This is a genomic window from Pseudomonadales bacterium (assembly GCA_024234615.1).
Taxonomy (GTDB): Bacteria; Pseudomonadota; Gammaproteobacteria; order Pseudomonadales; family IMCC2047; genus JAJFKB01.
In genome coordinates this window covers 221800-234506 of the sequence record JACKNY010000003.1, presented here as the reverse complement: position 1 = coordinate 234506, position 12707 = coordinate 221800, and the positions used below count along the sequence as shown (strand labels likewise).

The 12707-nt window shown below is 47.5% G+C and carries 12 protein-coding genes; 4 read left to right on the top strand and 8 right to left on the bottom strand.

Annotated elements, in window-relative coordinates:
* Positions 1-7: 7 nt before the first annotated feature.
* The 7 genes from panB to rsgA form a co-directional block, all read right to left on the bottom strand.
* Complete coding sequence (gene panB, locus H6995_13805; protein MCP5216073.1) at positions 8-805, bottom strand: 3-methyl-2-oxobutanoate hydroxymethyltransferase; 798 nt, start codon at positions 803-805, stop codon at positions 8-10.
* A 145-nt stretch (positions 806-950) separates the two neighbouring features.
* The gene (gene folK, locus H6995_13800) at positions 951-1481 is read right to left on the bottom strand and encodes a 2-amino-4-hydroxy-6-hydroxymethyldihydropteridine diphosphokinase (protein MCP5216072.1); all 531 of its coding nucleotides are present in this window, start codon (positions 1479-1481) and stop codon (positions 951-953) included.
* Positions 1478-2761 (bottom strand): polynucleotide adenylyltransferase PcnB, encoded by a 1284-nt coding sequence (gene pcnB, locus H6995_13795; GenBank protein ID MCP5216071.1) that lies wholly within the window; start codon positions 2759-2761, stop codon positions 1478-1480. Before pcnB ends, folK begins: the two co-directional genes overlap by 4 nt.
* A gap of 683 nt (positions 2762-3444) precedes the next feature.
* Positions 3445-4479 carry a sigma-54-dependent Fis family transcriptional regulator gene (locus H6995_13790; protein ID MCP5216070.1) on the bottom strand — a complete coding sequence of 345 codons (1035 nt, stop codon included), beginning with the start codon at positions 4477-4479 and terminating at the stop codon, positions 3445-3447.
* Between the two features lie 153 nt (positions 4480-4632).
* Positions 4633-5571: a tRNA glutamyl-Q(34) synthetase GluQRS gene (gluQRS, locus tag H6995_13785; protein MCP5216069.1), complete on the bottom strand. Its 939-nt coding sequence runs from the start codon at positions 5569-5571 to the stop codon at positions 4633-4635.
* A 91-nt stretch (positions 5572-5662) separates the two neighbouring features.
* Positions 5663-6103: an RNA polymerase-binding protein DksA gene (dksA, locus tag H6995_13780; GenBank protein MCP5216068.1), complete on the bottom strand. Its 441-nt coding sequence runs from the start codon at positions 6101-6103 to the stop codon at positions 5663-5665.
* A 262-nt stretch (positions 6104-6365) separates the two neighbouring features.
* A complete protein-coding gene (gene rsgA, locus H6995_13775; GenBank protein ID MCP5216067.1) occupies positions 6366-7382 on the bottom strand; it encodes a small ribosomal subunit biogenesis GTPase RsgA in 1017 nt (338 codons plus the stop codon).
* A 72-nt stretch (positions 7383-7454) separates the two neighbouring features.
* Between rsgA and orn the strand changes: the two genes are divergently transcribed.
* Positions 7455-8006, top strand: a complete 552-nt coding sequence (orn, locus tag H6995_13770; GenBank protein ID MCP5216066.1) for an oligoribonuclease — start codon at positions 7455-7457, stop codon at positions 8004-8006.
* Between the two features lie 9 nt (positions 8007-8015).
* Here orn and queG read toward each other — a convergent pair whose 3' ends face one another.
* Positions 8016-9107 (bottom strand): tRNA epoxyqueuosine(34) reductase QueG, encoded by a 1092-nt coding sequence (gene queG, locus H6995_13765; protein MCP5216065.1) that lies wholly within the window; start codon positions 9105-9107, stop codon positions 8016-8018.
* A gap of 130 nt (positions 9108-9237) precedes the next feature.
* Here queG and H6995_13760 point away from each other — a divergent pair, with 130 nt between their 5' ends.
* From H6995_13760 to H6995_13750, 3 genes are all read left to right on the top strand, one after another.
* Entirely contained in the window at positions 9238-10740 is a 1503-nt protein-coding gene (locus H6995_13760; protein MCP5216064.1) for an NAD(P)H-hydrate dehydratase, read from the top strand.
* A 56-nt stretch (positions 10741-10796) separates the two neighbouring features.
* Positions 10797-11222 (top strand): tRNA (adenosine(37)-N6)-threonylcarbamoyltransferase complex ATPase subunit type 1 TsaE, encoded by a 426-nt coding sequence (gene tsaE / locus H6995_13755; protein MCP5216063.1) that lies wholly within the window; start codon positions 10797-10799, stop codon positions 11220-11222.
* 109 nt (positions 11223-11331) lie between these two features.
* Entirely contained in the window at positions 11332-12666 is a 1335-nt protein-coding gene (locus H6995_13750) for an N-acetylmuramoyl-L-alanine amidase (GenBank protein ID MCP5216062.1), read from the top strand.
* Positions 12667-12707: the final 41 nt, after the last annotated feature.

Here is a 12707-nt window from a genome sequence, read left to right as displayed (position 1 = left end):
TGAGGCCTTAATGATCGTAGCAGTGTTCGGGGCCAGGGAAACTACCGCTTTTAACCGCTTCCACATAGGTCGCGATTGCGGCTTGGATACTGGCACTACCGGATAGAAAGTTTTTTACGAACTTTGGTGCGTAGTCGGTGGCTATGCCTAGCATATCGTGCAATACCAAAACTTGCGCATCCGTACCTGGCCCTGCACCAATACCGATTGTAGGGATTTGGAGCTGTTCGGAAATTCGGCTGGCGAGAGCGCTAGGAACACATTCCATCAGTAACATATCAGCACCAGCTTGCTCCAGTTTCAGCGCAGCATCCAGCATCTTTTCTGCTGCTTCGTGCCCTCGGCCTTGAATTTTATAACCACCAAACTTATCCACAGATTGCGGCGTCAACCCTATATGAGCACATACAGGCACTCCGCAGAGGCTTAGTTTTTTAATGGTCTCTGACAACCAGGCGCCTCCTTCTAGTTTGACCATCTGTGCTCCTGCCTGCATTAATCGAGCTGAATTTTCCAATGCGGATTCCGTAGTGGCATAAGTCATATATGGGAGATCTGCCATGATTAAAGCACCACGGTTACCACGGCTTACTGCCTGAATGTGATAAACCATTTGCTCCAGGGTGACCGGGACGGTACTTTCGCAACCCTGTACGACCATGCCGAGTGAATCTCCGACTAACAGTATTTCAATTCCGGCCTGGCTCAAAAGTTGCGCAAAAGTCGCATCATAGGCTGTGAGGACAGCAAATTTTTTACCCTCGGATTTAAGTTTTTTCAGGGTGGAGAGAGATATCTTGCTCATAAACATCATTCCTACAGCTTAGGGTTGCTTCGTCTAATTGCGCTCTTGAGTTGGAGGTGAGTTTGGACTATTGACTGTTCGGTTCTCGGCGGGTTATCAGAACTCATTGTAATGATTCGTACGATTGACTACAAGCGCCAGAAGCCTAGTCTTGGTTGAGGGCATTAAGGAATTCACTTGCTGTAGCAATGGCCTGGAGTCCGCTCTGATTGGCACTTTTGGCAAGCTCGATAAGAGTTACTCCGTTTGGAAGTATGAGGTTGGGGCTAATGTCGAGCAGTGGTATTAAAACAAAATCCCGGAGGTGCATTTGGGAGTGAGGAATAGTTAAACGGTCAGTATGAATTTGCTGCTGTCCAAAAAGTAAAATGTCTAGGTCTATTGTTCGTGGACCCCAATGAACTGTTCGAATACGCCGCTGTAATCGTTCGATGTGTTGCAAATAATCCAGCAGTTGCTCTGGAGATAGTTGGGTGTTGACAAGTACGACCGCATTCAAGTAATCAGGTTGATTCTCCGGGCCGATGGGGCTACTTTGATAAATCTTGGATAAGGCGAGAAATTGTGATTTTGGTAGCTGCTGAAGTTGATGCAAAGCACGACGTAATTGGGCTGCCGGGTCATTGAGGTTACTGCCTAGGCCAATATAAACGGGCGTTGAGCTTGCCGCTATCATAACTTCTTAGGTTTACGTCGCCGTAATGGCTTGTGTTGGTTTAAGGCGCTTACCATTGATTTGCGCTCTGCTGTGCTTGCTTGTTGATAGTGAGTCCACCATTCACCTAAACCTATTCCTAGCTCTGGGCTAGACTCTCCGCACTGTTCTCGCAATAACAAGAAATCATATGCAGCACGAAACCGGGGGTGGCTCAGAAGTTTTTCTGCACGCTGCCCTGAGCGTTTTTCTAAGCGCTGTTGCAGGTGCCAGATATCGCGCATCGGAAGACTAAAACGGCGCGGAATTGAGGTGCGGAAATTTTGTTCAGAAATGACCTGTTGCGCAGCTCGTTGCAGTGCAAGGGGCGGTGGTTCACCTTTCGCAATAAGCTGCTTCGTCTTTTTTTGAAGCGGTGCCCAGAGTAGAACTGCCAGTAAAAAAGCGGGAGTAATACCCTTGTTCTGTGCAATCCTTAGATCAGTATTTTGTAAGGCGAGATTGATAAAATACTTCTCATAATCTTGCTTCAGGTGAGTGCTGGTTTGTGGGAATAGTTGTTCAAAGACGTTGTATTGGCGCATGAGGTTATAGGTTTTTACGCCATGGCCAGAGAGCAACAGCTTGAGAAACTCATCGAACAAGCGTGCTGCGGGGATATGGCTTAATAGCTCCGAAAGTGCCAGAATTGATTGGTCTGATTCGGCATCTAAACTGAAGTCCAGTTTTGCCGCAAAGCGCAGAGCCCGCAGAATTCTCACTGGGTCTTCACGAAATCGCTGGGATGGATCGCCGATCGTTTTTAACTTGCGATCTTTGATGTCTTGATAGGCGCCAGTATAATCCAAAAGGCTATTATTTCTTAAATCATAATAAAGCGAGTTTATGGTGAAGTCTCGCCGGATGGCGTCATCTTCAACTGTTCCATAGATATTATCCCGCAAGAGCTGTCCGGTTTCGCTGGTTACCGCGTGAGGATGTTTGTCATCACTATCTGGGTGATGGCCGCGAAAAGTGGTCACCTCAATAATTTCACGGCCGAAATAAACATGCGCTATTCGAAAGCGACGCCCTATGATCCGTGCTTTGCGGAAAAGCTTTATTATCTGCTCCGGGCGTGCGTTACTGGAAATATCGAAGTCTTTCGGGTGGAGGCCAAGCAGCAGATCGCGAATACCTCCACCGACGAGGTAGGCTTCAAATCCAGACTGATGGAGGGTTTCTATTACCTCGATGGCATTAGAGCTGATCGCTTTGCGCTCAATCCCATGATTTTTGGCACTAATTACTTTTGGTATCATGCATAACTTTTGATGTTGGGCCAGGCCTAAGAAAGCTCTTCTGCATAGAGATGGCGGTTAACATTGGCGATTTGCAATGTGCAAAAAAATTCTCTGAAAATTTGGTGCCACATGATATCCGTGAGTCTTGAAGCAAAGCACGTGAGCCGTCAAAGATAGATTAAGCTGTTAGCAAAGAGATAAAGATGCTGACCCATTGTATCGGGGCCAGCGATGAAAGAATAGTGCAGAAATAAAGCAGATATTATTATTTTTTCTAATCGTAAAAATTGTAAATGCGGGTGTGACAATGTTGGATATCTTTTTTTTTAAATTTTCTGGTTGCTTTCCAGAAACCAGAAAATAAATGGTATATCCTGTGGGCCACATAAAAGCCACGCATTCAAAAATTTGCCTGCCTGCTCTTTAAGTTATTGTAATTATACTGGCAAGAGCAGTTCGCCAATTTTCCTCCCACTTTTATACTGTTATTGTCGCGGGTTATTTTTATTAATGCGGCAACAAGCTGGCGACATAGTAATCATATCTAGGGTCGATTACAACCTAAAATGGTATAAATATTGAAAAAAGTTACTTTATAAACAATAGGTTATATTTCGATTCTTTATGTGACATTAGGTGTGCGAATGGTAACATCAAATAACCATCAAACGGATTTTTTGGGTGGTTTTGTAACGCTCCACCTATTCTGGGCGTGTTGCTGATTTGCGCTTTGGGATGCCAAGTTTTTGACGACGCTCCCACAAACACTTACGACTAATACCTAGTTTTTGCGCAAGCTCCGTTTCTGTCATCAAGTCCTGATGTTCGAGGACAAAATGTTGAAAATAGTCTTCTAGGGAAAGGTCTTGACTCGATTCGGGTTTTGCAGCTTCAGCTAATCCAGCGCTGGAGTTTTTCTGTTGAGTGTCGACTACTGGAGAGGGTTCTTTATCCAATAGCATCAGATCGGCATTGATCATATCATCCTGTGCCATCACCACGGCACGCTCAACGATATTGCTTAATTCACGATAATTACCTGGCCATTGATATTGATTAATGGCTTTTATCGCATCGCTGGAAAAACCGGAAATGGTCTTTTTATATTTGGCGCAGGCTTGTTGTAGCAGGGTTTCTGCAATTTTTATTTTATCGCTGCCGCGGTCACGTAAGGGTGGAATTTCTATAGAAAAAACATTGAGATGGTAAAACAGTCGTTTGTTGAACTTATTTTGTTGTAGTAACCCACGGAGATCGTTTTGCGTGGTGACAATGAGGCGTATGTCGATGGGGTTTAAACTAGGGGTTTTATTATGTTTCTCGATCATCTCTAAAACTTCGAGAAAATTTGCTTGTCCTTCCGGTGGTAGTTCGCTGATTTCGTCGATGAGTAATGTTCCACCATTCAGTTGAATCAGATTTTCCAGGTTGAGATCGCTGCGACCAGTTAACGTTTTTTTGTGATAGCCAAAAATTTCAGCTTCTGTTGTGGTTTCTGGAGGGGTTGCGCAGTTCATGTAAATGAGGAGTTGTTCAGTGCGATCGCTTAATTCAAAAATACGTTTTGCAAAGAGGCTTTTACCCGTGCCAGTTTCTCCAGATACCAATACAGTGCAAGGTGTTGGTGCAATCTGTCTTATCTGATGACAAATAGTTTTGATGGCGTCGCACTCTCCCATGATATCTTTGATACCGGAAGTGTTTTGGCTGTCAATTTGATCAGAGTTGTCTTGCATAGATATCGTTTGGCGCATGAGAGTGTAATTACGATTCGTAACAAAAAAGCGTAAAAAATACACAGTTACTAAAAGTCCCTATAATAATTAAGGTATCTAGCGAATGTAAAGCCTGACTCATCGATAGTTGTTGGGTGAACCCCCAAGACTTGATCATTTGGTGATATAAGGGGTTTTAATCATATTGCTGTGTATGATGCTGCTCTGAGAAATTTGAGTTTTTCGCGGTATCTGTGCCATGCTCCAATGATTGATACCCCAGTTTAGTATGGATGCCAGATCAGCCTCTATGAGTTCTTTTGGTGGCCTTTGCCCTAATACTGAGAGCGCTGTATAGAGACTGGATAGTCGGTCACGAGGGTTTAATGGTTGTGCCAGATTTTGTTTGCTTAGTTTTTGCCCCTGAATGTTGGTGATAATTGGGACGTGAGCGTATTCAGGCGGATTGATTGAAAGTGTTTTAAATAGATAGCACTGGCGGCTGGTGGAGCTTAACAAATCCTGGCCGCGGACGACTTTGCTGATGTGCTGAAATGCGTCATCTGTAGCAACCGCCAATTGATAGGCGACCAAGCCATCTCTGCGGAAAACCACAAAATCACCTACTTCCTGCTCCATTTGTTGCGCTTGAACACCCTGTATCTCATCATCAAACTGTATCCTTTGCGGCGGTACCATTATCCTAACGGCAAAGTTGTCGCGGCGTTTGAGCCTTCGGTGGCGGCAGGTGCCTGGATATATCGGGTGGTTTTTAAGCTGTTGCCGGGAGCAGTCACAGCAATAAACCTGCCCTTGGTCAAACAGGAAGTCAATAATATCCTCGTAAGCCGCGAGCCTTGAGCTTTGATATAGTACGCTCGAATCCCATTCAAGGCCGTGCGTTTCTAGCGTTTCTAGGATCAGTTTATCGGCACCAGGCTGCTCGCGGGGTGGATCAATATCCTCTATGCGCACTAACCATTTGCCCTTATTTGCCCTGGCGTCTAAAAAGCTGGCTAAGGCTGTTACCAGAGAACCAAAATGTAACGGGCCGGTTGGCGATGGAGCAAACCGGCCAATGTAGGGAGGGGGTTGCGAAAACTGCGAATTCATCCTTTAGAATCAAAAGGTTGGATTGCAGTGTGCTTGATTGGATACACGCTGATTGGTTCGCTGTTGTCTGAGCAACCAGCGGCGAAAGAGTTTAACCGCCGTAACTTCGCTCTTTAATTTCGTCTAGGGTTTTGCAATCAATGCAAAGCGTCGCGGTGGGGCGAGCTTCTAGGCGTCGAATACCAATTTCGACACCGCAGGAATCGCACCATCCATAATCGTCCACTTCGATACGCTCGAGGGTTTCATTGATTTTCTTTGTTAATTTACGCTCGCGGTCGCGAGTCCGCAATTCCAAGCTAAACTCTTCTTCCTGGCTAGCGCGATCATTCGGGTCGGCAAAGTTATTCGCTTCTTCCTGTAGGTGGTGCATGGTACGGTTGGCTTCTGCCGCGAGCTCTTGCTTCCAGGTATGAAGAATTTTTTTGAAATGCTCTTTTTGAGCGGCACACATGTACTTTTCACTCTTTTTCTCTTTGTAGGGTGTAAAGCTTTTTAGCGTAGGTCCGCTTTTTGTCTCTGTTTTTGGCATAGTGGCTGCCCCGTAAAACCTCAAATGACTAGTAACTATAAATTTCGATCCAGGCTTCCGTCAAATTATTATTGCCAGTACCGACCTGTAGGCGATATCAAAAAAATTGGCCATCTACTAAATGGCCATTTTACTGAGTCGCTAATTTTACCGCGCGTATTATATATCGCAATTGACGTAAATATGCGAATAAAATGTGCAAGTTTTGGTTTTGTCGAACTATTGCGCTATTGGTAGCACTGAAAATAGCCTAAAACCAGACCTACACGGTGTTTGCAATGCTATGAAAGCTGGCCATTCGTCGGGGGTCGATGCGGCCTTCTGCCACTGCTTGCTGAAGTGCACAGTCCGGCTCTTTAAGATGCTTGCAATCACGGAATTTGCAATGTCCTAAATAAGGGCGAAACTCAATAAACCCCTCTGCCAGCGTTTGCTCGTCAATATGGCCTAACCCGAACTCACGAATGCCGGGAGAGTCGATAATGTTGCCGCCCGATGGTAAGTGATAAAGGTAAGCAGTGGTAGTTGTGTGGGTACCTTTGCCGGTGGCGTGGGACAGTGTCGCGGTACGCAAGTTGGCATCAGGTAAAATTGCATTGACTAATGAGGACTTTCCTACCCCGGATTGCCCAACAAAAATGCTGGTATGCCCTGTTAGGTTTTGGGTTAGCGCAGTTAATCCTGCTTCGCTTTTTGTTGAGGTTGTTATGCAGGTATAGCCGATACTCTCGTAAAGCTTGATGATATCCTGCATCAGTTCTTTTTCGGCGCCCTGTAAAAGGTCAGCCTTGTTTGCCAGGATCAGCGGCGCAATAGAAGCCGATTCGGCAGCAATCAAATAACGATCAATTAACCCGAGTGGTGTTAAGGGTTGGGTGGAGATAACAATAAATATTTGATCGATATTGGCGGCGATGGGGCGCAGCAAACCATTGGCATCGGGACGAGCAAGTTCGGATTGGCGCTCTGATCTAGCGACGATAACGCCGACTTTTTCGTCGATTGCACGCCATATTACCCGGTCGCCCGTTACGATAGCCTCAAGGTTGGTACGAAAATGACAACGAAAACCAGCACCACCTGACTCGCCGTCTAATGCTTCGACTTCAACTTGCATGCCATAATGAGCAATGACTAAACCGGGCCTTTCGGGGCCAAGTTGATTGGCTTCTAGCTTTTGATCAAGAGTGGCATTCCAAGCTTCGGAACGCTTAATGCGTTCGTCCTGAACTTTTTTGATGCGCCAAAGTTGGCGTCGAGTTAAATGCCTTTTAGCCATACGCAGATAATAGAGTTACAATTTTCTCTCATGTTCGTACTTTGTGTTACACCCTCACTTTAGGAAAGCTACATGTCTCAGCAAGAAAACCTGGTATGGATTGACTTGGAAATGACGGGTTTAAGCCCCGAGCAAGATACCATAATAGAGATTGCCACCATAGTCACCAATTCAGATTTAGAGATTCTCTCCGAAGGACCAGTTTTCGCTATTCATCAAGCGCCGGAAATCATGCAGGCAATGGATGAGTGGAATACCCGGCAGCACGGCCAATCCGGTTTGACTGAAAGGGTCAGACAGAGCAAAATCAGTATGAGTGAGGCAGAGCAGGAAACGATCCGGTTTTTATCGCGATATGTTGAGTCTGGACAGTCGCCAATGTGCGGCAACAGTATTTGTCAGGATAGACGTTTTCTGGCTAGGTACATGCCACAGTTGGAGAGTTTTTTTCATTATCGCAATCTGGATGTGAGCTCGGTGAAGGAACTGGCCAAACGGTGGCGACCGGATATTTTCGCCAGCCTCAAGAAAAAAGGCGCACACTTAGCGCTGGACGATATTAAGGATTCGATTGCGGAGCTGGCTCATTACCGCACTCACTTTTTTATCGATCAGCAGACTTAAACCATGGGGTTATTCAGGTTTAATGTGGTGCTTGTTGGTGTGTTGAGCTAGCGCCCAATTGACATGCTCTCTTACTAGTTCCGAGCTGTGGCTTTGCTTGGCGCTTAGCGCATTGAGGATACGGGCGTCAGGTGGCGCGTTACCAAGCGCCACCGCAATATTCCTAAGCCAACCTTCGTAGCCTGCACGGCGAATAGCCGAGCCTGCGGTTTTCTCCAAGAATTCTTCTTCAGTCCAGTTAAATAGCTCGATTAGCTGTGCGCTATCCAGCCCGTGTCTTGGCTGGAAGTCCGCTTCGTTGGAAAGCTGAGCGAAGCGATTCCAGGGACAGATGGTTTGGCAATCATCGCAACCGAATATACGATTGCCGACCTTGGGTCTTAAGGGTTCCGGGATCGGCCCTTTCAATTCGATTGTTAGGTAAGAAATGCACTTGCGGGCATCTAAAACGTAGGGGGCTACAAAGGCTTGTGTCGGGCAAATATCCAGGCAGGCTGTGCAATTGCCGCAATGACTTTTGGGTTCAACCTCATCTAGAGGTAGTGCCAGGTTGGTAAAAATTTCACCGAGAAAAAAATACGAACCGGCTTCACGGTTAAGGAGCATGGTGTTTTTGCCAATCCAGCCTAGGCCGGATTTTTCTGCTAATGCTCGCTCCATCACTGGTGCGCTGTCGACAAAGGCGCGACAACCGTGTTGATGGGCTTGCGCATCTATCTTTTCGGCAAGTTTGGCCAGGCGTTTGCGCATTAATTTATGATAATCACGCCCCAGTGCATAACGGGACACCTGTGCATTTTGTGCCTGTTGTTCATGTTTGGAAACCCTTGCTTGGGTAGTGAGGTAGTCTAGTCTAACTGAGATTACCCGCAGAGTGCCGGGAAGCAATTCTTCAGGATGGCTGCGTTTGCTGCCATGATGCGCCATATAGCCAAGTTCGCCATGATAGCCATTGGCGAGCCATTGATTTAGCCGGGCTTCATGCTCCTGCAGCGCTACATCGGTAATACCGACTTGCTGAAAGCCAAGTTCTGCCCCCCAGACTTTGATGTTGGCGGCGAGTTCGATCATGGTTGAAACGTTGTTAGTGTGGGCCGGCATTGGTGCTCATAGGCTAGAGTGAAATTTGTAAAAATCTTGTGTCATAATAGCGCAGCGCTTGCCTATAAAAAACTGAAGAGATCTTCTCTTAGCATTGAACAAGTGTTTGTAGAAAGGAAAGATGATCGGTATGAGCAAAAATTATAATCTGCCCACTCAGCTTTATAGCGCACAGCAGGTGCGAGAATTGGATCGTTGCGCGATTGAGGATTTTCAAATCCCTGGTATCCGTTTGATGCGCCGAGCTGGGCAGGCGGCCTTTGATCAGTTACAGAGGCGTTGGCCAAGCGTGAAGTCGATCAGTGTCTGGTGTGGTTCCGGGAATAATGGTGGTGATGGTTACGTCATTGCTGGTCTCGCCTGTCGGCAGGGTTTTACGGTTCAGCTGGTTCAGGTTGGGGCGGAAAGTAAATTACGAGGTGACGCGAAACTCGCCTGTGACTGGGCGCGACAGGAAGGAGTTGAGTTCTCCACGTTTGATGCGTCTTGTAGGGCTAAGGGAGAAATTATCGTCGATGCTCTACTGGGTACTGGTTTATCCGGAGAGGTGCTGGGGGATTATGCGCAGGCGATATCTGTGATTACTGGCACCGATACGCCTGTGTTAGCGGTAGACATCCCATCCGGACTTTGTAGTGATACTGGTGCAGTATTGGGGCAAGCGGTGACTGCCGATATGACCATCACTTTTATTGGCGTTAAACAAGGCCTACTGACAGGGGCGGGGCCGGCTCATTGCGGGGATCTAGTATTCGATGATTTGGCGGTGCCAGCTGAAGTATTTGAACGGGTCAATGCCAGCGCCCAGCGCATCGATGCCGACGTTTTAGCTAGCTGGCTACCAGCGCGCGCGCGCAACGCCCACAAGGGTGATTTCGGCCGTGCTCTGGTGGTGGGTGGTGATTTAGGTACAGGCGGTGCGGCGTTGATGGCGGCACAAGCCTCTGGCCGTGTTGGTGCTGGATTAGTGAACTTGGCCACGCGCCCGGAGCATTTGGCGGCAGTGCTGGCACGTTGCCCGGAAGTGATGGCACATGGGGTTAATTCAGGTCAGGATCTTGAGCCATTGCTGGAGGGAATGGATGTTATCGTGATTGGTCCGGGTCTTGGGCAGCACGCCTGGTCGGAGCAAATGTTGCGTGTGGTGCTCGCTTCTGAGTGCCAGTTAGTGGTGGATGCGGATGCGCTGAATCTAATTAGTGCTGGAGCAGTAAATCATCATCAGCGCGTTAATTGGCTACTAACACCGCATCCCGGTGAAGCCGCGAGACTGCTGGGGTGCGCAGTAAAAACTGTTCAGAATGATAGATTTGCCGCCATTCGTGAACTACAGCATCAGTATGGCGGTACAGTCATTCTTAAGGGTGCTGGCAGTCTTGTCTGCGATGGAGATGATGCGGCGCTGGCGCTTTGTTCGGCTGGTAATCCTGGTATGGCAAGCGGTGGCATGGGTGATGTGCTGAGCGGTATTTTGGGCGGTTTGTTGGCGCAAGGGTTTAGTCTTTCGCAAGCGGCGCAGCTGGGTGTAAGCCTGCATGCCGCAGCCGCCGATAAAGCGGCGCAGGCGGGTGAGCGTGGCATGCTGGCGACTGACTTGTTGCCGTACCTGCGTCAGCTCGTCAATCCGATTTAATGGCTGCTCAGATGAAAAACAAAAATCTGATATTAACGCTGGCGAATGAAACCGAAATGACCGCCTTCGGCAAGCGCGTCGCTGATCTTATCGAACTCGGAACAGTGGTCTTTTTGCGTGGTGATCTGGGGGTGGGGAAAACGACGCTATGCCGTAGTATTATTCATGCACTGGGTTATGTGGGGCGTGTGAAGAGTCCGACTTATACGCTGGTAGAGCCTTACCAACTGGACATTGGCGTCGTTTATCATTTTGATTTATATCGCCTTGCGGAACCCTCTGAGTTGGAGTATATCGGATATCGGGACTACTTTAACCAAGGCTCTATTTGTCTGGTTGAATGGCCAGAGCGCGGTGCAGATTTTTTGACACTACCGGATGTGGATATTGACATTCAAGCGGATGATGAGCAGCGAAAGTTGGTGCTTACCGCTGCCGGTGAGTGTGGCGAACGACTATTAAGCAGCTTAAAACTAGTTTAATTCTAATGTAAGTTTGATAAACTTTGCCTAATCAATTGATTTGTACTAAATTTTCAATCAAGAGCCTTGGCAAAACTATATTGGCAGAACTATCAGTGTGACTGAACCTATGCGGTTAGCCGTCATTATTCTAATGAGTTTTATTCTGGTTTTTGTTCCTCCCGTAGGCGCGGCGACCAGAATTGATAGCGTACGTGTTTGGCCTGCGCCTGATCATACCCGCATCGTGTTTGATGTCTCCGGTGACGTCGAGCACAAAATCTTTACCATGGGCAATCCAGATCGTTTAGTTATTGATATTAAAAACACCGTCAGCAAAACTAATTTACGCGCCCTAGAGTTGCCGCCCGAGTTAATCAAAGGTGTGCGTCAGGCAGCGCGCAACCAAACTGACTTGCGCGTTGTATTTGATCTAAACAGCAAAATTAAGCCCAGCAGTTTTGTGCTGCCGCCGAACAGTCAATATGGTAACCGACTGGTGATCGACCTTTACCCCGCTGCGCAAACAGTGCAAACAGCGGAAAAGGGAAAGCCCGTAGTAACCAAGCGGTTGTCAGAGAAGCGTCAAGTAGTGATTGCCATCGATCCCGGTCATGGTGGGGAGGATCCTGGCGCTATTGGGCCAAAGGGTATTCGCGAAAAAGTGGTGGTGATGGCTATTGCGAAAGAGCTTGCTGCGATATTTAAAAGTCAAGCAGGCTACCAGCCCGTGCTGGTGCGTGGCGGTGATTATTATGTCGGCCTGCGGCAACGTACTATATTAGCGCGAGAACACAAAGCTGACATGATGATATCCATTCATGCTGATGCCTTTAAAAGCCCGCAGGCGAATGGTGCTTCTGTCTATGCATTATCGAAACGAGGGGCAACTAGTGAAGCCGCACGTTGGCTGGCTGATTCGGAAAATAGCGCCGACTTGATCGGTGGCGTCGGTGGTGTCAGTCTGAGCGATAAGGATGATGTGTTGGCGGGTGTACTGGTAGATTTGTCCATGACCGCCAGCTTACGTTCCAGTGTCGCTGCGGGTTCGGAAGTAGTGAGGGAGCTGGGTAAAGTCACCCGCCTGCACAAAAAACAATTGGAGCAGGCTGGTTTTGTGGTGCTTAAATCACCAGATATTCCCTCAATACTAGTGGAGACAGGTTTTATTTCCAACCCGAAGGAAGCTGAAAAATTAAATAATCCCTCACACCAAAGGGCGCTAGCGCGCGCTATTTATAATGGTGTGCAAGGATATTTTTCCGAAAACCCGCCGCCGGGAACCTATCTGGCCTGGCAGTTGGAACAGCAGAAAAATATTAGAGAATACCGCATTGCCAGGGGCGATACCCTGTCAGATATCGCCAGTCGCCATCGGGTATCTACGCGGCAGTTGAAATCGGTTAACGGGCTCAAGTCCGACCAGATTCAAGTGGGACAGGTACTTCAGATTCCGGCATCTTAAAAAGCTTTCTGTGTAAATGAAAACCATGCTAGTTTCTTGTT

Excerpts from the sequence above, each read along its gene's own strand:
- panB (MCP5216073.1), bottom strand. The coding sequence starts at position 805 with ATGAGCAAGATATCTCTCTCCACCCTGAAAAAACTTAAATCCGAGGGT.
- folK (MCP5216072.1), bottom strand. The coding sequence starts at position 1,481 with ATGATAGCGGCAAGCTCAACGCCCGTTTATATTGGCCTAGGCAGTAAC.
- pcnB (MCP5216071.1), bottom strand. The coding sequence starts at position 2,761 with ATGATACCAAAAGTAATTAGTGCCAAAAATCATGGGATTGAGCGCAAA.
- H6995_13790 (MCP5216070.1), bottom strand. The coding sequence starts at position 4,479 with ATGCAAGACAACTCTGATCAAATTGACAGCCAAAACACTTCCGGTATC.
- gluQRS (MCP5216069.1), bottom strand. The coding sequence starts at position 5,571 with ATGAATTCGCAGTTTTCGCAACCCCCTCCCTACATTGGCCGGTTTGCT.
- dksA (MCP5216068.1), bottom strand. The coding sequence starts at position 6,103 with ATGCCAAAAACAGAGACAAAAAGCGGACCTACGCTAAAAAGCTTTACA.
- rsgA (MCP5216067.1), bottom strand. The coding sequence starts at position 7,382 with ATGGCTAAAAGGCATTTAACTCGACGCCAACTTTGGCGCATCAAAAAA.
- orn (MCP5216066.1), top strand. The coding sequence starts at position 7,455 with ATGTCTCAGCAAGAAAACCTGGTATGGATTGACTTGGAAATGACGGGT.
- queG (MCP5216065.1), bottom strand. The coding sequence starts at position 9,107 with ATGCCGGCCCACACTAACAACGTTTCAACCATGATCGAACTCGCCGCC.
- H6995_13760 (MCP5216064.1), top strand. The coding sequence starts at position 9,238 with ATGAGCAAAAATTATAATCTGCCCACTCAGCTTTATAGCGCACAGCAG.
- tsaE (MCP5216063.1), top strand. The coding sequence starts at position 10,797 with ATGACCGCCTTCGGCAAGCGCGTCGCTGATCTTATCGAACTCGGAACA.
- H6995_13750 (MCP5216062.1), top strand. The coding sequence starts at position 11,332 with ATGCGGTTAGCCGTCATTATTCTAATGAGTTTTATTCTGGTTTTTGTT.